This window comes from Staphylococcus sp. HMSC056G08 (assembly GCF_001812305.1).
In the GTDB taxonomy this organism is placed as follows: domain Bacteria; phylum Bacillota; class Bacilli; order Staphylococcales; family Staphylococcaceae; genus Staphylococcus; species Staphylococcus simulans.
Map to the genome: position 1 here is coordinate 1 of NZ_KV808528.1, position 20,206 is coordinate 20,206.

Annotated in this window: 21 protein-coding genes; 14 read left to right on the forward strand and 7 right to left on the reverse strand. The window is 35.4% G+C overall.

Annotation, left to right across the window (positions count from 1 at the left end; genetic code table 11):
* Positions 1–37: 37 nt before the first annotated feature.
* Positions 38–898 (reverse strand): hypothetical protein, encoded by an 861-nt coding sequence (locus HMPREF2846_RS11915; RefSeq protein ID WP_002480831.1) that lies wholly within the window; start codon positions 896–898, stop codon positions 38–40.
* A gap of 250 nt (positions 899–1,148) precedes the next feature.
* Positions 1,149–1,523 carry a transcriptional regulator, SarA/Rot family gene (locus HMPREF2846_RS11920; protein WP_070626707.1) on the reverse strand — a complete coding sequence of 125 codons (375 nt, stop codon included), beginning with the start codon at positions 1,521–1,523 and terminating at the stop codon, positions 1,149–1,151.
* Positions 1,524–1,715: 192 nt separating this feature from the next.
* On the opposite strand from HMPREF2846_RS11920, the gene HMPREF2846_RS11925 reads away from it, so the two are divergent.
* A complete protein-coding gene (locus HMPREF2846_RS11925; RefSeq protein WP_002480833.1) occupies positions 1,716–2,180 on the forward strand; it encodes a sugar phosphate isomerase family in 465 nt (154 codons plus the stop codon).
* A gap of 95 nt (positions 2,181–2,275) precedes the next feature.
* Positions 2,276–2,860 carry a hypothetical protein gene (locus tag HMPREF2846_RS11930; protein WP_002480834.1) on the forward strand — a complete coding sequence of 195 codons (585 nt, stop codon included), beginning with the start codon at positions 2,276–2,278 and terminating at the stop codon, positions 2,858–2,860.
* A gap of 82 nt (positions 2,861–2,942) precedes the next feature.
* Here the strand turns inward: HMPREF2846_RS11930 and HMPREF2846_RS11935 are convergent, their stop codons facing one another.
* Positions 2,943–4,319, reverse strand: coding sequence for an aspartate kinase (locus tag HMPREF2846_RS11935; RefSeq protein WP_002480835.1), 1,377 nt, complete (start codon positions 4,317–4,319; stop codon positions 2,943–2,945).
* A gap of 192 nt (positions 4,320–4,511) precedes the next feature.
* On the opposite strand from HMPREF2846_RS11935, the gene HMPREF2846_RS11940 reads away from it, so the two are divergent.
* The 4 genes from HMPREF2846_RS11940 to HMPREF2846_RS11955 are packed head-to-tail and all read left to right on the forward strand — an operon-like array spanning position 4,512 to position 8,639.
* Entirely contained in the window at positions 4,512–5,792 is a 1,281-nt protein-coding gene (locus tag HMPREF2846_RS11940) for a homoserine dehydrogenase (protein WP_002480836.1), read from the forward strand.
* A 5-nt stretch (positions 5,793–5,797) separates the two neighbouring features.
* Positions 5,798–6,865 carry a threonine synthase gene (thrC, locus tag HMPREF2846_RS11945; protein ID WP_057509855.1) on the forward strand — a complete coding sequence of 356 codons (1,068 nt, stop codon included), beginning with the start codon at positions 5,798–5,800 and terminating at the stop codon, positions 6,863–6,865.
* Complete coding sequence (thrB, locus tag HMPREF2846_RS11950; RefSeq protein ID WP_070626708.1) at positions 6,865–7,779, forward strand: homoserine kinase; 915 nt, start codon at positions 6,865–6,867, stop codon at positions 7,777–7,779. The genes thrC and thrB overlap by 1 nt, the downstream gene beginning before the upstream one ends.
* Before the next feature lie 56 nt (positions 7,780–7,835).
* Complete coding sequence (locus tag HMPREF2846_RS11955; RefSeq protein WP_070626709.1) at positions 7,836–8,639, forward strand: Cof-type HAD-IIB family hydrolase; 804 nt, start codon at positions 7,836–7,838, stop codon at positions 8,637–8,639.
* A 59-nt stretch (positions 8,640–8,698) separates the two neighbouring features.
* Here the strand turns inward: HMPREF2846_RS11955 and HMPREF2846_RS11960 are convergent, their stop codons facing one another.
* The 3 genes from HMPREF2846_RS11960 to rpmG form a co-directional block, all read right to left on the reverse strand.
* Complete coding sequence (locus tag HMPREF2846_RS11960; RefSeq protein ID WP_002480840.1) at positions 8,699–9,013, reverse strand: hypothetical protein; 315 nt, start codon at positions 9,011–9,013, stop codon at positions 8,699–8,701.
* A gap of 128 nt (positions 9,014–9,141) precedes the next feature.
* Positions 9,142–10,599: an amino acid permease gene (locus tag HMPREF2846_RS11965; RefSeq protein WP_070626710.1), complete on the reverse strand. Its 1,458-nt coding sequence runs from the start codon at positions 10,597–10,599 to the stop codon at positions 9,142–9,144.
* A 284-nt stretch (positions 10,600–10,883) separates the two neighbouring features.
* Positions 10,884–11,033, reverse strand: a complete 150-nt coding sequence (rpmG, locus tag HMPREF2846_RS13995; protein WP_001265708.1) for a 50S ribosomal protein L33 — start codon at positions 11,031–11,033, stop codon at positions 10,884–10,886.
* Positions 11,034–11,289: 256 nt separating this feature from the next.
* On the opposite strand from rpmG, the gene rpsN reads away from it, so the two are divergent.
* From rpsN to HMPREF2846_RS12005, 8 genes are all read left to right on the forward strand, one after another.
* Complete coding sequence (rpsN, locus tag HMPREF2846_RS11970) at positions 11,290–11,559, forward strand: 30S ribosomal protein S14 (protein ID WP_070626711.1); 270 nt, start codon at positions 11,290–11,292, stop codon at positions 11,557–11,559.
* A gap of 179 nt (positions 11,560–11,738) precedes the next feature.
* Positions 11,739–12,716 carry a GMP reductase gene (guaC, locus tag HMPREF2846_RS11975; protein WP_070626712.1) on the forward strand — a complete coding sequence of 326 codons (978 nt, stop codon included), beginning with the start codon at positions 11,739–11,741 and terminating at the stop codon, positions 12,714–12,716.
* A 100-nt stretch (positions 12,717–12,816) separates the two neighbouring features.
* Positions 12,817–13,752: a CAP domain-containing protein gene (locus tag HMPREF2846_RS11980; protein ID WP_141751887.1), complete on the forward strand. Its 936-nt coding sequence runs from the start codon at positions 12,817–12,819 to the stop codon at positions 13,750–13,752.
* 196 nt (positions 13,753–13,948) lie between these two features.
* A complete protein-coding gene (locus HMPREF2846_RS11985) occupies positions 13,949–14,929 on the forward strand; it encodes a LacI family DNA-binding transcriptional regulator (RefSeq protein WP_070626714.1) in 981 nt (326 codons plus the stop codon).
* 68 nt (positions 14,930–14,997) lie between these two features.
* Positions 14,998–16,470: a sucrose-6-phosphate hydrolase gene (locus HMPREF2846_RS11990; protein WP_070626715.1), complete on the forward strand. Its 1,473-nt coding sequence runs from the start codon at positions 14,998–15,000 to the stop codon at positions 16,468–16,470.
* 2 nt (positions 16,471–16,472) lie between these two features.
* Positions 16,473–17,432 carry a carbohydrate kinase family protein gene (locus tag HMPREF2846_RS11995; protein ID WP_070626716.1) on the forward strand — a complete coding sequence of 320 codons (960 nt, stop codon included), beginning with the start codon at positions 16,473–16,475 and terminating at the stop codon, positions 17,430–17,432.
* Positions 17,432–18,844: a sucrose-specific PTS transporter subunit IIBC gene (locus HMPREF2846_RS12000; RefSeq protein WP_002480848.1), complete on the forward strand. Its 1,413-nt coding sequence runs from the start codon at positions 17,432–17,434 to the stop codon at positions 18,842–18,844. Before HMPREF2846_RS11995 ends, HMPREF2846_RS12000 begins: the two co-directional genes overlap by 1 nt.
* 142 nt (positions 18,845–18,986) lie before the next feature.
* Positions 18,987–19,508 (forward strand): NAD(P)H-dependent oxidoreductase, encoded by a 522-nt coding sequence (locus HMPREF2846_RS12005; RefSeq protein WP_070626717.1) that lies wholly within the window; start codon positions 18,987–18,989, stop codon positions 19,506–19,508.
* A gap of 43 nt (positions 19,509–19,551) precedes the next feature.
* Here the strand turns inward: HMPREF2846_RS12005 and HMPREF2846_RS12010 are convergent.
* On the reverse strand, positions 19,552–20,206 hold a 655-nt coding region (locus HMPREF2846_RS12010; protein ID WP_070626759.1), incomplete at its 5' end, for a phosphoribosylaminoimidazolesuccinocarboxamide synthase.

Here is a 20,206-nt window from a genome sequence, read left to right on the forward strand (position 1 = left end):
TAACGGACAAGCTGAATGTGCTTGTCCGTTATTTTAATTAAGGTTGATTGATGTAGCCCAGAATCTTTTCGCAATCTTGTTCAGTGATTTCATGTTTTGACTGCATAAATATATTGCGAATCGCATCTTTTAAGTCATGCTTAGAAGTTGCGGTCTCAACATATTTTTGACGTTCAGTCGGACCATCAATGATATTTACAGAACCGTCACTAAAGTATACTAAACCGACACTTGAAATTTTTTGATTGAAGTTCTTTTCGTAAGCATCTTTTAGTTCTTTAGAGTTCACAGAAGCTGTAAGGTACGGGTCATAGTCATAGAAATCAAAAGTGACACTGTTGCTTTTGACTTTTTCAGTGAACGTATAAATATCTTCTCTTGTTGACTGGAATTGACTTTGATATTGATCTGCGATGTAATGCCCGATAATTTGATCAATATCTTCTACATTTGTATCAATAGGTTTTTCAGGTTCAGCACTGAAATGATAAAATGTTTTTTCTTTCCAGTTCTTCACGTCGATATTTAACAACCCTTTATCTGTGATGACTACATAATCAAAAGTACGCAAGAAATCGAAGAGTGGATGTTTAACAGCAACATTGCCTGTTGAAACAATATGATAAAACTTAACTTCTCCATTTTCTTTTAAGCTTTGCATAACTTTCTCGATAGATTGTTTAGCTTTGCGTACACCATAATGATGTTGTTGTGTACCATCATTAATGATTTGATTTTTCAATGATGCGACTTCTGTACGTAAGGTGTTGACCTTGCTTACAAGTTGATTTTTTGAATAAATCTCTGTATCTAGTCGGTGCTGCATTAAGCTGCGTGATACAACAAGCGCAATGGCCAAAATCACGATGACAGCAACTAGAAGTAATATTAAATACATACCTATCATTCCTTACTCAATAAAAAGTAGTTAAATTTAAACATACCCTAATAATCTAACTCTTAGTGGTAAAAATCAATAATAAAGTCTTAACAAAATATTAATGTAACATTTATGACATATTATGATAATACTAAAAAAGTTCCAGACGAATATGTAGGAAATGTGTCTGGAACTTTAATCGTTAAATTCAATTTTAAGTGTTTGGTTTCAACTCAGCTTGGGAATCAATGAAATATCTTAAAAACTATTACGCTTTTGTATCTTGTAAGATAGATTTTTGTAAAGCGTCAAATTCCTCAAGCAGTTTCAATGCTTTTTTCGTTTGTGCGCTTGTAATAGTAATGAAAACTTTTCGTTCATCATCGATGCAGCGTTGCTTGCCGATGATTTTCATTTCCGTTAATGTGCTGAACGATTTATGAATTTCCATTAAACTGAAATTCATACCGTGTTTCACTTCAAGAAGAGGAATAAGTTTCTTTTGACGATCTAAAATGTGTTTTAAAAATAATAAATCGTTGAAACGTAAGTTATATTCCTGCTTCAAAGCTTTAATTAATTCTTTTCGATGCAATTCATAGTAAAAAGTCGATTCTGTAGACTGTGTTTTTTCAGAATACATGATTTCACCTCGTGTTGTATTTATAATATCTTGCGTCTACATTATTATAATAAAAAAGTTATACTTTGAAAAGAGATATTCTTTAGTTTTAACTTAAATTATTGTATCTATTTTTAAAAATTCAATTAACGAATGAAAATAAAGTTTATAAATCCAATAGGGTTACTTGGTATAACAAAAGGAGTTTAAAAATTGTTCTCTATTATAAAGAATAAAACAGATTTATCAGACTTTTATAATAATATTCCTCCTAATGCAGTTATCGCATTAGATAATCATCCTATTTCTTATTATGTCTTAGACTGTTTGGCTGAACAGGAGAGACATGTTTCTGTTGTCACATTTTCCACTGATATTATGCAGTATGTGTGTCAAAATACTTTTTCAAATATTATTTTTGCGCCAGGTAAAGTGGATTCAAGCTTACATATTATTACTGGTGATACAATGGTGGAATCATTTAAAACTCTTCAAATAGATGTCTATTTCTGCGCAGCGAGTTACATAGATGAACAAGGTAGTTTATATCAAGTGCATTCAGAAATAGGGGCATTGCAAAAAACGTTGATCCAACAAGCGCGACACAGTTTTGTTGTTAATTATCCTGATTTTATAGAATCAAATCAGCGTTATATTCATATCGGATATGTAAATTAAATGATAGACAAGTAGTGAAACACACGCTAAAATGAATATGAATAGAGAGAAAATATAACCATTATTGTAAGCGCTTACTAGTAGGAGGTGTCAGAATGCAAAAGTCTAATAATGAAGATTTAAATTTCTTGGTTGATAGATTAATAGAGAATACCAATGATGAAATCAAATTTTTCGGAGAGACTGCAAAACTTTTATTCTTGAAAAATGAATTTATTATTAACGATACAGTAGATATTTGCGTAAAACGTAAGAACCTTACTAAAGTTTTAAAGAATATCCCGGATAATTATCGTATTCGATACATAGATTCAGAAGGGAATGTCAGTGAAAAATTAAGAGATACGAAATTCTCTCAACTAACACATTTAGAAGTAGAAATACATGGGCAAAGAATTATGACTATTTATATTTATGATGTACATAACAAAGAGTGGATGTTTAGATTCAACCACAACATTCGATTGCCTGAAAAACATATTTATTTCCATTCTTTACCTTGGGGCGTTGATTATATTAAACCAGAAATCGTTCTGATGTATGAGTTGCTGCAACCTTCAGTACATCGCAGTAGTTTTAACAACAAAGCTGTGATTGATGCATTGAGTTATTATCAATTCGTTATGTTACGCGTGGTCGTAGGTGAAGAACGCCTGCATGATGCATTATACGCATCGTAAAAAGAACAAGAGCGTTGCTTAGTCGCAACACTCTTGTATTTTTATATCTTTAAATTTTAACTAAATATTGTTTAAATTCAGATTATTTTAATTGTAAATTTTCTTTCGCATGGGCACAACTTCCATCATAAACTGCACGTACGGCATCGTCAGCATCCTTAACGCTGATACCGAACATCATTGAAATTTCAGACGCACCTTGGTTGATCATTTTCAGGTTAATATTCGCTTTTGCGAGTGCAGATGTAATCATATTGGCAGTACCGACCATTTGGTTCATACCTAAACCAACAACCATCATCACAGCTAAGTCGTTATCAATACCTAATTCATCAACATCACATTGTTTACGAATTTCATTTAACACTTTTGTTTCTTTGCCGCGAATTTGATGTGTTCGCATGATAATACTGACGTTATCAATACCAGAAGGCATATGGTCAAATGAGATATTGTAGTCTTCAAGTACTGATAAGATTTTACGTGTGAAACCAACTTGTCTGTTCATTAAGTATTTACGTACGTTAATGACTGTAAAGCCTTTGTCACAGCTAATACCTGTAATCAAGTGGTCTGGTTTAATTTCACGGTCGTATCTGATGAAAGTACCTGGATCTTCAGGACGATTTGTATTTTTAATTACGACTGGAATACGTTCTTTTTGTACAGGTTGAAGGGCTTCGTCGTGGAAAACACTAAAGCCTGCATATGAAAGTTCACGCATTTCGCTATATGTTACTTCTTCCATAATTTCAGCGTTTTTGATTAAGTTCGGATTTGCACGATAGATACCTGAAACATCTGTAAAGTTTTCATACAACGTTGCGCGTACACCGCGTGCCAAGATTGCACCAGTGATATCAGAACCGCCGCGAGGGAAAGTGACAACATTACCTTGTTTCGAGTAACCGAAGAAACCTGGAACGATAATTTTTCCTTCAATTTTTCTTAGATTGTAAATTTTATCATAAGATTCTTCTAAGATTTGAGCAAATTGAGGCGTGTTGGTTACGGTAATACCTGCGTCTAAAGGAGACACATATGTAGTTGGAACACCTTGAGCGTTATTATATTGTGCGATTAAGCGAGCGTTAAAGTCTTCACCACAAGAAAGTAATGCATCTTTTAAACGAGGCGGATTGCTTTGGTTGGCTTTGATACGCTGTTCAAGAATATCATCGAATTCTGTTAAAATATTTTCGTCCATGTTTAAATCACGGATGATATCTGCATAACGTTCGATAATTTCTTCCTTTTTATTTTGATAATCTAATTTTGCTACACTTTTTTCATAAAGCCTAAGCAACAAATCTGTTGTCTTAATATCTTCAGAATGTCTTTTACCAGGAGCAGACACAACGATTATTTTTCTTTCGTCATCGCTATTGATGATGTTTAACACTTTCTGAATTTGGCTTGCTGAAGCGACGGAACTACCGCCAAATTTAGCTACTTTCATATTTAATCAACCTTTCTATCAATCTTAATAATATACTGCTTTGTTTTTTGGGTGAAAAATGCTAAAATTTCAACATATTCCAAATTTTTTGAACTTTACAATTTTGATGAATGAATTTATACTAAACCATAATCAAGTATTTTTCAATAGTACAGGTGTTTTTTTAGAACGAACAAACGGAGGAATGTAATTATGAAGAAGTTAAACATCGCTTTGCTCGGTCTGGGAACAGTGGGCTCAGGAGTAGTTAAAATTATTGAAGAGAATCATCAACAGATTAAAGATACGATTCACAAAGATCTTCACATCAAACATATTCTTGTTAGAGATAAAAAGAAAAAACGTCCCTTAAATATCAGTAAATACCATCTGACTGAAGATGTGGATGAAATCTTAAATGATGATGAAGTCGACATTGTGATTGAAGTGATGGGCGGTATCGAACCTACTGTTGAGTGGTTGAAAAAATCATTAAAACAGGGCAAACATGTGATTACTGCTAACAAAGATTTATTAGCGGTTCATTTACGCACATTAGAAGATTTAGCAGAAGAAAATGGCGTTGCTTTAAAATTCGAAGCCAGTGTGGCAGGCGGTATTCCAATCGTCAACGCAATCAACAATGGTTTAAATGCGAACAACATCAGTAAATTCATGGGTATTTTAAACGGTACATCCAACTTCATTTTATCTAAGATGACAAAAGAGGGCGCAAGCTTTAAAGAAGCTTTGGATGAGGCGCAACGTTTAGGTTTTGCTGAAGCAGATCCAACCGATGATGTTGAAGGTATCGATGCGGCACGTAAAGTAGTCATCGTTACATACTTATCATTCAACCGAGTTATCAGTTTAGACGAAGTTAAAGTAACAGGTATTTCTGAAGTAACAGTAGAGGATATCAAAGCCGCAACAGCGCTTGGTTATAAAATTAAATTAATCGGTAAAGGTACATTTGATAATGGTGTTATTGAAACATCTGTTGCACCAACCTTAATCGATGAAAGACATCAATTAGCATCAGTTGAAGATGAATATAATGCGATTTATGTTATCGGCGACTCTGTTGGAGAAACGATGTTCTATGGTAAAGGTGCAGGTAGCTTAGCTACAGGTAGTGCAGTAGTCAGCGACTTACTTAACGTTTCACTGCAATTCGAATCTAACTTGCATACTTTACCGCCGCATTTCGAATTGAAAACAGGTCATGCAAAAGAAATGATCGATGCAGATGAACCGACAAAATTAAAAGAAAAAGGTAGTTACTATGTTGTTTTACAAACAAATGGTGCACCGGTTAAAAGAGTTGAAGAAGAGGTTAAAGCACAATTACCGCTTCACAAATCACTCAATGTCATTGAACGAGATGACAACACAGCAGCTGTCATTGTAAAAAGTATCAATGTTCCAGCTGATGAAATTTTAGCACAAGGCAAATATCCAGTGGAAAAAGTTTATCCAGTAGAAGGGGTTTAATTAAAATGAAAAGATGGCAAGGTTTAGTACAAGAATACAAAGCATATCTCCCAGTTAACGACAACACACCGAATGTAACTTTAAATGAAGGCCAAACGCCGTTGATTCATTGTGATACATTATCAGACATGTTAGGTATTAACTTGTTTGTAAAATTTGAAGGTGCGAATCCGACAGGTTCATTTAAAGACCGTGGTATGGTCATGGCAGTCACTAAAGCAAAAGAAGAAGGTAAAAAAGTAGTGATTTGTGCATCAACAGGTAATACTTCGGCTTCTGCAGCTGCATATGCGGCACGTTCAGGCTTGAAAGCAATCGTAGTTATTCCTGAAGGTAAAATCGCTTTAGGTAAATTATCACAAGCTGTCATGTACGGAGCAGAAATTGTATCGATTGAAGGCAACTTTGATGAAGCGTTAGAAATTGTTAAAGAAGTTGCGAAAGAAGAAGGCGAAATTGAACTTGTTAACTCAATTAACCCATACCGTATCGAAGGTCAAAAAACAGGTGCATTTGAAGTAGTCGATCAATTAGGCGGCAAAGCACCAGATGTATTAGCCATCCCTGTCGGTAACGCAGGTAACATCACTGCGTATTGGAAAGGCTTCAAAGAGTTTAATGATAAACATCAAACAGGCTTACCGAAATTATTTGGATTCCAAGCGGAAGGTGCATCACCAATCGTACAGAACAAAGTCATTAAAAATCCTGAAACAGTCGCAACTGCGATTCGTATCGGTAACCCAGCAAGTTGGGATAAAGCAGTGAAAGCTTTGGATGAATCTAACGGCTTGATTGATAGTGTGACAGATGAAGAAATCTTAGAAGCTTATCAATTACTTGCTTCTAAAGAAGGTGTGTTTGCAGAACCTGCAAGTAACGCTTCAATTGCTGGATTAATTAAATTGCATAGAGCTGGTAAATTACCAAAAGATATTACAGTCACTGCAGTGTTAACTGGTAATGGCTTGAAAGACCCTGATACTGCCATCTCATTATTAGACAACCCGATTAAATCTTTACCAAATGATAAAGCAAGTATTATTAAATATATCAAAGGAGCTATACATTAATGGGAGAAAGTTTAAAACTTAAAGTTCCCGCTTCTACTGCCAATCTTGGCGTAGGCTTTGATTCAATCGGACTCGCATTAAATAAGTTCCTATATGTTGAAGCAGAAGTGAGTGCAGATGATCGATGGCACTTCCATCATAAAGGTGACAACTTGCATGGCTTACCGACAGATGAACACCATCTGATTTATCAAGTTGTACAGTTTCTTGAACAGAAATATGATATGTCAGTGCCGCCATTAGATGTCACTATGCGGAGTGAAATTCCTTTAGCCAGAGGACTTGGGTCCTCGGCTTCTGCTTTAGTTGCAGGTATTTATTTAGCAGATTTCTTCGGTCACTTACAATTATCAGAATTTGAAATGGTCGAAGCCGCAACAGAAATAGAAGGACATCCAGATAATGTTGCCCCTGTGATTTATGGTGGGATGATTGCTGGATTTTATAATCATGAAACAAAAGAAACATACATTTCTTCAATAGAACCTCCATACGTGAACCTCGTGATCACTATTCCAAGCTACGAGTTGAAGACACATGACTCTAGACAAGTTTTGCCGAAAAGCTTTGAACATGAACAAGCGGTTCAATACAGTGCCATCAGTAACACGATGTTAAGTGCATTGATGCAGCATGATTATCAATTAGCAGGTATGTTGATGGAAATGGATGGGTTCCATGAAACGTATCGTCAAGATTTAATCCCAGAATTTCAACGCGTTAAAGCGTTAGGTCGTGAATATCATGCTTATGCGACAGTTATCAGTGGGGCTGGTCCGACGATTTTAACATTAATTGATCCTTCTAAAAGCGGTAAATTAGTCAGAAGATTGAACAAAGAGTTGCCAGATTGTGAATCTGAATTAATTTCAGTCAATAAAAGCGGAATTATCGTTGAAAAAGTTTATGATTAATGAAGAAATGCGATATAATTTGATGGAATACGCTTGAAAGGAGCACTGCACATCAAATGAGCAGCTATAAAATGATAGTAATGGATATGGATGATACTTTGTTGAATTCAGAGAATCAAGTCAGTCCAGATACTGCAAAATATTTAATTGAATTACAAGATAAAGGATATCATGTTGTCTTAGCTTCAGGACGTCCAACAGAAGGTATGTTGCCAATCGCAAAAGACTTGCATCTTCATGAGCATGATAGTTATGTCATCAGTTTTAACGGCAGTCGTACAACACGTGTTAGAGATGGAGAGCTTGAAGCCGAACAAAGTATTTCTAAAAAAGACTTTGACCGTATTGTAGATTATTGTCGCGATAATAATATCTTTGTGTTGACGTATCAAGACGGTCATATTATCTATGAAGGTGAACATGAGTATATGAATATTGAGTCTGGGTTAACAGGGTTACCTATGCATCGCACAGATGATTTGAAAGCATTCATTCAAAATCCTGTTGCGAAAGTGCTGGGCGTAGACTACGAATCACATATTCAAGAACTCTCTAAAGCATTTGGCGGTGTGTTTAACGACCAAATCGATGTGACGACAAGTAAACCCTTCTTCTTAGAATTTGTGCCGCATGGTGTGTCTAAAGGTAATGCATTACATGCGTTATGCGAAAAAGTCGGCATCGATATCAGTGAGACTATCGCATTTGGTGATAGTATGAATGATTATTCTATGATGGAAGAAGCAGGGTATGCTGTCGCAATGGGCAATGCACGTGATGCGTTAAAAGAAATCGCTGATTTTGTGACGTTAGATCATAACTCAGACGGTATTGTCTATGCCTTAAAGAAAATTTTATAGATTTAAATACAAAAGGAGACTTTCTGTTCAAGAGAGTCTCCTTTTGTATGCGATACATCTTATTTAGCTGTATGTGTCCATTCATGCATGCCATGGTTTCGTTTTACAAGAGCATAAATATTATCAGCAGAGTAGTCTAAGTTTGTATAGACTGTGATAATAAATGATGATTGTCCAGTTTCAAACGGTTCACTTAGGTAAACATCTTTTAAGTGTTCAAATAGAGGTACCATTTGATCATGTTCTAGACTTGGATATTCTCTTAAAGTTCTTTTGATAAGTCTGCCATTTTTTTCTTCAAGAGACTGAACGACAATCACAAAACGTTCATCTTCCTTCAAAACATCGTCAAATAAATTTGTTTGTCCTACCATGTTGTAACACCTCGATTTCTCGTCTTATTACTCCTATTATACTACATATCCATAAACGTTAAAATCTTAAAAGTTATAAGAAGAAACAAAAAACAGATTGGCCAAAGCCAATCTGTCAGTGTGAATAATTATTTCACTTTATTAAATTCTTCGAAACTTCTTACATCCATTTCTTTCAATTTAACAGGTTTTGTTTTCTTAATGATTTTATGAACAATGAAAATAATAAAGAGCACTACAATCGGTACGAAGTCTTTAATTAATCCGCCGACATTCAAGTGAATCATATTTTCAAATGAACCACCGAATAACAAGAACACGAGTATAGCTAAAACAAGAATCGGTCCTAGCGGATATAACGGTGTTTTATAAGGTAAACGTTCATTAATATCTATACCTTGTGCTTTTAATCCTTTACGCAATCTGATTTGCGAGAAGATTGCGGCTGCCCATACGAAGATAACAAGTTGCCCTATAATACCAAGTAATGTGAAAATCGCATTCGCATGGAAGTTCGCTAAAATAATGACCGCCACAACAATTACGAAGTTCGTTAAGATGGCTGGAATCGGTAACTTTGTTTTACCATGCAAATAACTTAAGAATTTCGGCACTTGTCGATCTGTACTAAGTGAGAACAACATACGACTTGTTGAATAGATACCTGAGTTAGCAGCTGATAATAGTGATGTTAAAATAACCGCATTGATGACAGAAGCTGCAAAGGCGATACCGACTCTATCGAACACAATCGTAAATGGACTTTGTGTTACAGATTCACTTTTATTAAGTAATAACGGTTCATTGTAAGGTAAAATCGCTGAAATGACTGCGATTGAAAGAACATAGAATAATAAAATTCTCCAGAATACTGATTTAATAGTACTTGGCATTGATTTTTTAGGATCATCTGATTCACCAGCTGTGACCGCTACAATTTCCGTACCACCGACAGAGAATCCAGCGATAAGCAGAACGCTTAAGAAACCAGAGATACCGCCAACAAATGGTGCTTCACCGACAGTGAAGTTTTTAAAACCATACGTATGACCGCCAAGAATACCAAAGATAGTTAAAACACCTATAACGATGAAAACGATAATCGTCACAACTTTAATAGCTGCTAACCAGAATTCCGCTTCACCGAAGGCTCTTACCGTAAAGATATTCAATAATAGTAAGAACGTGATAAATATTAAACTCCATGTAAGTGGAGAGAAGAACTTAAATGTGTCCCAATAGTACAAGACATTTGATGCGATAATAACATCAACGCTTGTCACAAGTGACCACATTGCCCAGTATAACCAACCGACTGTAAAACCAAGTGAGGGGTCAACGAATCGTGTTGAATAAGAACTGAAAGAACCTGATACAGGATAAAAGGTTGCAAGTTCTCCGACTGATGACATTAAGAAATATAACATGACACCAATAATCAGATACGCTGCAATCGCACCGCCAGGACCAGCTTGAGAAATGACGCCGCCCATTGCGATAAAGAGACCTGTACCGATTGCACCCCCGATAGCAATCATTGATATATGGCGAGAACTGAGTCCTCTATTCATTTTGTTTTCATCCATATGCGTTACCTCTAATCTTTAAATTAAAATATATGTACTCTATTCTAATTGTTTTTATACGACTAATCAATGACCTTTGATGCATTAAATCAAATATTTTAAAAAATTCAGAAAAATGACAGAATTTTGTTCATTGTGTCCGTTAAATTGACATAAATTCTTAGTTGATATAGTAAGAGCGTATTAGACAAAATAGAAGGAGAGGTGTATATTTAGACCCAACAATAAAAAAAGTGAACGTTACCGATTTGAATAGGTAAGTTCACTATCGTAGTTTCAATACATTATTTAGTTTCGCGGTGTAATGTATATTTGTTCAATCTTGGGCAGTATTTTTTCATTTCGATACGTTCAGGATTGTTACGTTTGTTTTTAGTAGTAATATAATTACGATCGCCGCATTCTGTGCAAGCTAATGTTACGTTTACGCGCAATGTAGACACCCTTTCTATTAAGTTATTAGCAATACTTACGCACTTAAATTTACCACAATCATGCATATCGTGCAAGATGGATAAAATAAGCAGCATAAGCTCAATGTATTCTATTGTATAGAAAAATTTACGATTAGTAAATAACTTTGCCTAAAAAATGAGCAAAAAGTATTGATAAAGATGGAAATTGTGTTATGATATAAATCGTAATAATTACGATTATGAACATTTACTATTAAGAAAGGTAGGAACTTTAATGGCAAAAAAATCAAAAGTTGTTAAAGAACAAAAACGAGAAGAACTCGTTGCTAAATATTACGCAAAACGTCAAGAGTTAAAAGCTAAAGGTGACTATGAAGCATTAAGAAAATTACCTAGAGATTCATCACCAACACGTTTAACTCGTAGATGTAAAGTAACTGGAAGACCTCGTGGCGTAATGAGAAAATTCGAAATGTCACGTATTGCATTCAGAGAACATGCACATAAAGGTCAAATTTCAGGCGTAAGAAAAGCAAGCTGGTAATTTCTAGTTTTTAGCAATCAATTTATCATGAAACACATTTCTTGAATGAAATGTGTTCTTTTTTTGTGTATTTTTAGAGAGAATACACGCTTTTTTATGGTAAAAGTCGTAATGAGGTAGTATGATGTATATTGGACTTTTTGAGTTAGAGAAAATAAAGGGGAAGGTGTTAGATAGATATGAAAATTTTTGATTATGAAGATATCCAAATGATTCCTAATAAATGTATAGTGAAAAGCCGCTCAGAATGTGATACATCAATCCAATTCGGACCGCGTTGTTTTAAGATGCCGGTTGTTCCTGCAAATATGCAGACGGTTATGAATGAAAAACTTGCAGAGTGGTTCGCAGAAAATGATTACTTCTATATTATGCATCGTTTTGATGAAGCAGCGCGTATTCCATTCATCAAAAAAATGCAAGATAAAGGATTATTCGCATCTATTTCTGTAGGTGTTAAAGATAATGAATATGATTTCGTTAAAGAAATTGCTGAACAAGGTTTAAAACCTGAATATGTCACAATTGATATTGCTCATGGTCACTCAGAACAAGTCATTAACATGATTCGCCACTTGAAAGAATATTTACCAGATTCATTTGTGATCGCAGGTAACGTAGGTACGCCTGAAGGTGTAAGAGAATTAGAAAACGCTGGTGCAGATGCGACAAAAGTCGGTATCGGACCAGGCCGCGTATGTATTACAAAAATCAAAACAGGATTCGGTACAGGCGGTTGGCAATTAGCTGCAGTAAACCACTGCAGTAAAGCAGCACGTAAACCAATTATTGCTGATGGCGGTATCAGAACACACGGTGACATCGCGAAATCAATTCGTTTTGGTGCTTCAATGGTTATGATTGGCTCATTATTTGCGGCACATGAAGAATCACCAGGTGAAACAGTAGAACTTGATGGTAAATTATACAAAGAATACTTCGGCAGTGCTTCTGAATTCCAAAAAGGTGAGCGCAAAAACGTTGAAGGTAAGAAAATGTTTGTAGAACACAAAGGTTCATTAGCAGACACATTGAATGAAATGCAACAGGACTTACAAAGCTCTATTTCTTATGCAGGCGGTAAAGACTTGCTTGAATTAAGAAAAGTAGATTATGTCATCGTAAGAAACTCTATCTTCAATGGTGATAGAGACTAAGCTTTACCTTCTGGAGGTGTAGACGATCAGACGCACATTTTCATTTGTAGTCATCCTGTTACTTGCTGCTTTAATCATTCCTGTTAAAGAGACACCATGGATGATTGACATTCAAAATCAAGCAAAAGCCAAAATACAAGCAATCACTGCACAAGAAAGTGCCAATGAAACAGCACTTAAAGTGCCGGATAAGCAAGATTTTGCTTTAAATAACATTCAAATGAATATGACAAAAGAAGAAGTCGAACAGGCTTTAGGTAAACCTGAGCGTGTCAGCGCAAATGAATATGGTTTAAAATGGTACACATACCATAAAGATTACCATTCATTCGTAATGGTCAGTTATATGAATAATAAAGTGAATGGTATCTATAGCAATCAAAATGTTATCTCTTCTAAATCTAAAATCAAGTATGGTTCGCCGAAATCAGCTGTAAGAGATAGACTAGGCCAACCGATTGATGAAATGACGAAAGGTAATTATAGATACCAAATTACGAGCGATGAATATGATGTCTTTGATAAAGATGGTATTTATACGTCCGTCTTTTATGACAAGCATGAAAATAATCAAGTAACAGGTGTCATGCAGATTAGTAAGGAAATGGAACATCGTTTAACTAAACCTTACGGTGCGCCATCGTCTTCACTTGCTCAGAGTTTTGAGATGCAAAACTTTGATATAGTCAATGCAGAGCGTGTTCAAAAAGGCTTATCTGTATTGAAATATAGTGATGCAATCTCTAATACTGCACGAAAACACAGTAAAGATATGGCTGACAACCATTACTTTGATCATACTAATCCAAAAGGAGAATCTCCATTTGATCGTATGAAAAAGGATGGCATTGATTATAATAGCGCGGGTGAAAACTTAGCGTACGGCCATCAAAATAGTATTTTCGCACATGAAGGTCTGATGAATTCAGAAGGACATCGAAAAAATATTTTACAACCAAGCTTTAAAAACTTAGGTGTCGGTGTTGATTTCAATGATGAACGACAGCCTTTCTGGACTGAAAATTACACAAGTTAATCAGCTTTAAAATAAAGGCAAAATTTCTGTATTCAGCAGAGATTTTGCCTTTTGCTTTATAAAGAAAAGATTAATTTATTCAGAAATTATTGATTAATGAATGATTTCTTGATTATAATAAGCACAAGCAGAAAAAAGGTTAATATTTTATAATACATATTAAATGACTTGAAATCATAAAGGAAGGAGGGTGACTATGAATATTTCAGATATCGCATCAATGGCAAACGTATCAAAAAGCACTGTATCAAGATACTTAAATGGCGGATCAGTCAGCCAGAAAACTAAGGATAAAATAGATAAAATCGTGCAGGAAACAGGCTATTCACCTAATCAATTTGCACAATCTTTAAAAGCCAAACGTACATTCATGATTGGTGCGATTATTCCTAGACTTGATTCCTATGCAGCAAATCAGATTCTTGAAGGTGCAGATACTTACTTACGTGAAATTAAGTACCAAACCCTGATTGTTAATACGAGTCAAAGTATTGAACAAGAAATAGAAGCATTATATACACTAAATAAAAATAAAGTAGATGGTATTTTATTAATCGCCACACAAATCACAAAGCAACACATTGAAGCGATACAAGAAATAAAGGCTCCTGTTATATTAGTCGGGCAGTCAGATGAACATGTACCTTCTGTAATACAAAATGATTTTGAAGCGGGGCGCACTATTGGAGAATTATTTGGACAACAAAACTTTAAACGTATCGCATATTTAGGTGTCGATGAATATGATAAAGCAGTAGGTGTTGAAAGAAAAAAAGGTATATTGTCAGGTTTAAAACGATATAATCAAACGCCTGATGTTTATTACACAACTTTTGATTTACAACAAGCTGTAGTCGCTGCAAAACCGTTAGTGTCTCAATACGATGCATTAATTTGCGGGACAGATAATATTGCGTTAGGAACCTTAAAAGCTGCCCATAATCAACATATTCAAGTTCCAAATCAACTATCAATAGCGGGATTCGGAGGCTATGATACAACCTCTATTGTCACACCATCTCTTGCGACAATCAGCTTTCCCTATAAACAAACAGGTGAGAAAGCTGCCCAAAATTTAATTCGTATTATCAATGGTGAAGCGATTAAACAAATAGAAGTGATGGATTTTGAGTTTATTAAAAATAACAGTATTGACTTATCTGAAAGCAATGAGTAAAATGTTTGTGAAAGCGTTTTACTTTTACAGTGTTTTGGAACCGGTTCCAAATAGAAGGGAGTGATAGGATGGAATGGACACGCGAAGCAAGGTATCGAGGGTTATCTTCAATTACAAATGAAGAATTTGAAAGTATGACAGACAAAGTGCATCAATCGCCTTGGCGACAACACTTTCATGTTCAACCTGTTTCAGGATTGTTAAATGATCCGAACGGCTTCATTTACTTTAAAGGTCAATACCATTTATTTTATCAATGGTATCCGTTAGGTCCTGTTCATGGTTTGAAATATTGGTATCACGTTGTTTCTGATGATTTGATTCATTTTGAAAATAAAGGGCCAGTCGTCTATCCTGATACCACATATGATTCGCATGGTGCTTATAGTGGATCTAGTATACAAATTGAAGACCAGTTGTATTTATTCTATACAGGTAATCATAGGACAAAAGATTGGAAACGTGTACCTTATCAAATGGTAGCGACATTAAATGACGCGTTTCAAGTGAAGGACAAACAGCCACTCATTGAAGGTTCACCGCAAGGTTATACCGACCATTTTAGAGATCCGAAAGTTTGGCAGGAAAATGGAAATTATTATTTCGTGATTGGTGCACAAACTACAGCACAAACAGGGCGTGCTTTAATCTATCAAGGTGATACAACATTCAAGTTTCATTTACTCGGAGAAATTCAAACAGGTTTATCAGATTTCGGATATATGTGGGAATGCCCAGATTTATTTAAATTAGGAAATAAAGATGTGTTAATTTTTTGTCCACAAGGGTTAGAAGCAGATGGGATGAACTATCGCAATATCTATCAATCCGGTTATATCATAGGAGATTTTGATTTAAAGACTTTAGAAATGAAACATGATGGATTTGTTGAATTAGATCACGGCTTTGATTTTTATGCGCCGCAAACAACTATTTCTAAAGAAGGCGAACGTGTCTTAATCGGATGGATGGGTTTACCAGACATTAACTATCCAACAGATGTTTATAACTGGGCACATTGTCTGACTTTGCCGAGGGTATTGAAAGTTAAAGAGAATACATTAATACAAACGGTACATCCAGATGTAGAAAAGTTGAGAGTTCGCAGTAATGAAACAACAATGGATATCACTAATGACAACACTGTATTAGATTTGATTCAACCAGACCGTTCAGAAATCAACATTTCAATTGTTGAAAATGAAGCGGATGTATTAAGCATAGTTTTTTCTAATCAAGTCGAAGAAGCGGTTAAAATAACGTATGATAAAAATACAGGAGTTTTTGAACTAGATCGCAGCCAGAGTGGTGAATTACCAAACAATCAAGATAATCAAAAGAGAAGTGTACAGTTATTTGATGCTTTAAAATCATTGAGAATTTTTATAGATACATCAAGTATAGAAATCTTCATTAATGAAGGTACACATGTGATGACGTCTAGACTGTTTCCTGTTAAACCATATCAATATTGTCAACTATCGTCAGAGTCAGGAACGGTCAAAATGGAAACGAAACAATATGAATTGAAAAGAGGGTAATCATGAATAAATTATATGCAGTTGGAGAAGCATTAATCGATTTTATCCCTAGTGAACGTGATGCGAAATTAAAAGAAGTGACACAGTTTTCACCGCAAGTCGGCGGTGCACCTACAAACGTCGCAAGTTGTGTCGCAAAATTAGGCGGCAATGCGGCAGTGGTTACACAAGTCGGTGATGATGCATTCGGCGAGAAAATAGAAGATAAACTCAAGGATGTTGGTGTCGATACGCAGTATTTGAAACAAACATCGACAGCGAATACAGCACTCGCATTTGTCAGCTTAACCGCAGCGGGAGAACGAGACTTTGCGTTTTATCGTAAACCTTCAGCAGATATGTTGTTGGAAGCGTATCAGTTAACAGATTTATCCTTTGATGAGACAGATATTCTGCATTTTTGTTCGGTTGATTTAGTAGATTGTCCAATGAAAGCAACACACCGCATGTTGATTGATCAAATGTTAGAAGCAAAAGGGACTGTTGTTTTTGATCCGAACTTACGCTTCCCGCTTTGGGATGATTTAGATGCATTACACCATACTGTATTAGAATTTATACCTAAAGCACATATTGTCAAAATTTCAGATGAAGAATTAGAGTTTATTACGCGTATTAAAGATAAACAAGCAGCAATCGATTCGCTTTTTAAAGGCAATGTAGAAGCTGTTATTTATACAGAAGGCAAAGCAGGTGCTGCGCTTTATACAAAAGAAGGCTTAATTGCAAAAGAAACTGGTTTTAACGTGGAAGTTTTAGATACAACTGGTGCGGGTGATGCCTTTATCGGTGCCATCAACTATCAGTTATTAACACATGGTAAGCACAAGCTTTTTGAAGAAAGTCATCAATTTTTAAAATTTGCGAATGCGGTCGGCGCATTAACAACTACTGCATATGGTGCGATAGAAAGTCTGCCGACAAAAACACAAACGACAACGTTTATGAGAGGTGAAAAGTAATGAGTGATAAGAAAATAGCAGAAGCGGTCATTCAAGCAGTGGGTGGAGAGGAAAATATTGAATCTCTTGCCCATTGTGCGACGCGTTTAAGAATCATGGTCAAAGATAATGAAAAAGTAGATCAAGCAGAAGTAGAAGAAATTGAAAAAGTAAAAGGTGCCTTTTATAACTCGGGACAATTTCAAATTATTTTTGGAACCGGTACCGTCAACAAGATTTATAATGAAATTACACAATTAGGTGTAGAGGGCAGTTCGAAATCAGAGGTTAAAGAAGCGGGTGCCAAACAAGGCAATGCATTTCAACGAGCGATTCGTGTGTTCGGTGATGTTTTCGTACCGATTATTCCAGTCTTAGTTGCGACAGGTCTGTTTATGGGACTACGCGGTGTCGTAATGAACGACCAAATTTTAAGCTGGATGGGCATGACAGCTAAAGATATCCCACAAAACTTTATTTTGTTCACACAAGTGCTGACGGATACTGCCTTTGCGTTTCTGCCTGCATTAGTTGCTTGGAGTGCCTTTAAAGTCTTTGGTGGCAGTCCTGTTTTAGGTATCGTATTAGGATTGATGCTCGTAAACCCAGCATTGCCTAATGCGTATGAAGTAGGTGATGGTTCAGCAGAAGCTATTAAATTCTTTGGATTTATACCGATTGTCGGTTACCAAGGTTCAGTATTGCCTGCATTCTTCGTTGGTTTAATTGGTGCTAAGTTTGAAAAAGCATTGAGAAAACGTATTCCAGATGCGATTGATTTAATTGTGACACCATTCTTAGTCTTACTTGTGATGATTACTTTAGGATTATTTGTGATTGGTCCTGTATTCCATTCAATTGAAACAATTATATTGTCAGGAACAGAATGGGTACTTGCTTTACCATTCGGTATCGCTGGACTTTTAATTGGGTTCTTCCAACAAATTATCGTGGTTACAGGTGTACATCACATCTTTAACTTCATGGAAATTCAGTTGTTAGAAAAATTCCATTATAATGAATTCAACCCGATTATTTCAGCAGCTATGACAGCTCAAGCCGCAGCAGCTGTTGCGGTAGGACTTAAAACGAAAAAAGCGAAATTAAAAGCGTTAGCTTTACCTTCAGCATTTTCAGCACTACTTGGTATTACAGAACCTGCGATTTTCGGTGTAAACTTACGTTACTTTAAACCTTTTGTTTGTGGTTTGATTGGTGGAGCAGTAGGTGGATTCTTCGCAGCACTTTTCCACTTAAAAGCATCAGGTATGGCGATTACTGTATTGCCAGGTATCTTATTATTCTTAAAAGATATTGGCCAATTGCCACTTTATTTATTAGTATTAGTAATTTCATTTGCGACAGCTTTTGTATTAACTTGGTTCTTTGGATATAGTGATAAATTAGCTGAGGAGATCAAGGAAGCTAAATAATGGATAAACTGTTAATCACAAATTGTGGTTAACAGTTTTTTTAATAGAAAATGTTCGCAATTTTTGTGAAGCATCATGGCAAAAGAAATGTTTAAAAGTTATAATCATTTCGAGTATTGAAGAAGATCAAAGGAGTGCAAAGATGCGAAAATTAGTCATTATTATCCATCCAGATATGGAAAACTCAGTAGTTAATCGTATGTGGAAAAATGCTTTGATAAACGAACAAATTGATGTGGTCGATTTATATGAATTGTACCCTGACAGAAACATTGATGTTGCACGCGAACAAGAAAGATTAATGAGTTACGATACAATAGTATTCCAATTTCCATTGTATTGGTATAGTAGTCCGCCATTATTGAAACAATATCAAGATGAAGTATTTTTATTTAATTTTGCATATGGTCCAGAAGGAACGAAACTTCGTGATAAAAAATTTGCGATTGCGACGACAGTTGGCAGTTTAGAAGAAGATTATTCAGAAGAAGGTTCGAATCGATTCACGTTAGACACATTACTTTCACCATTCGTTGCGACTTTTAATTATATCGGTGCCCAATATAAAGGACACTTTGAACAATATGGTACAGTGAATCATGCGACGAAAAACGAATTGATTGAAGGCAGCAAGCACTATATAGAATTTGTGAAAGCCTTATAAATAAAAAAGCTGAGATCAAAAAACGATCTCAGCTTTCGTTTAATTAGAATAAATACTCTCCAAACTCTAAAGGTTCAATGTATTTGCCGTCTTTATCAAACACACGCATGTTACCGCCAGAGATTTCGTCAATAAGTAAAACTTCGCCAGTTTTTTCATCGCGACCAAATTCTAATTTAATGTCGTAAAGTTCTAAACCTTTTTGTGCAAGCTCTTCTTTAATGATGTCTGAAATTTTTACTGTTAATTTAGCAATTTCGTCGTATTCACCTGGTTTTAAGATGTTTAACGCTTCAAGACCTGCTTTGTTGATGAGTGGATCTTGTCTTTCATCATCTTTTAAAGTCATTTCTACATATGCGTTAAGTGGTGCGCCTTCTTCGATATAGTCACCGTATCTGCGGATAAATGAACCCACTGCGCGGTATCTGCAAATAACTTCTAATCCATGACCGAATACTGATACTTTTTTAACACGCATTTGACGATCTTCAATATTTGCGTCGATATAATGTGTTGGAATACCAGCAGCGTTGATTTTTTCGAAGAAATAACTTGTCATTTTAAGACCAGCTTTACCTGAACCCTCAACAGTTAAGCCAACTTGGTTTTCACCTGGATCAAATTTGCCATCTTTTCCTGTCATATCATCTTTGAAGAAAAGAACAATTTCACCATCTTTGTCTTGATAGACATCT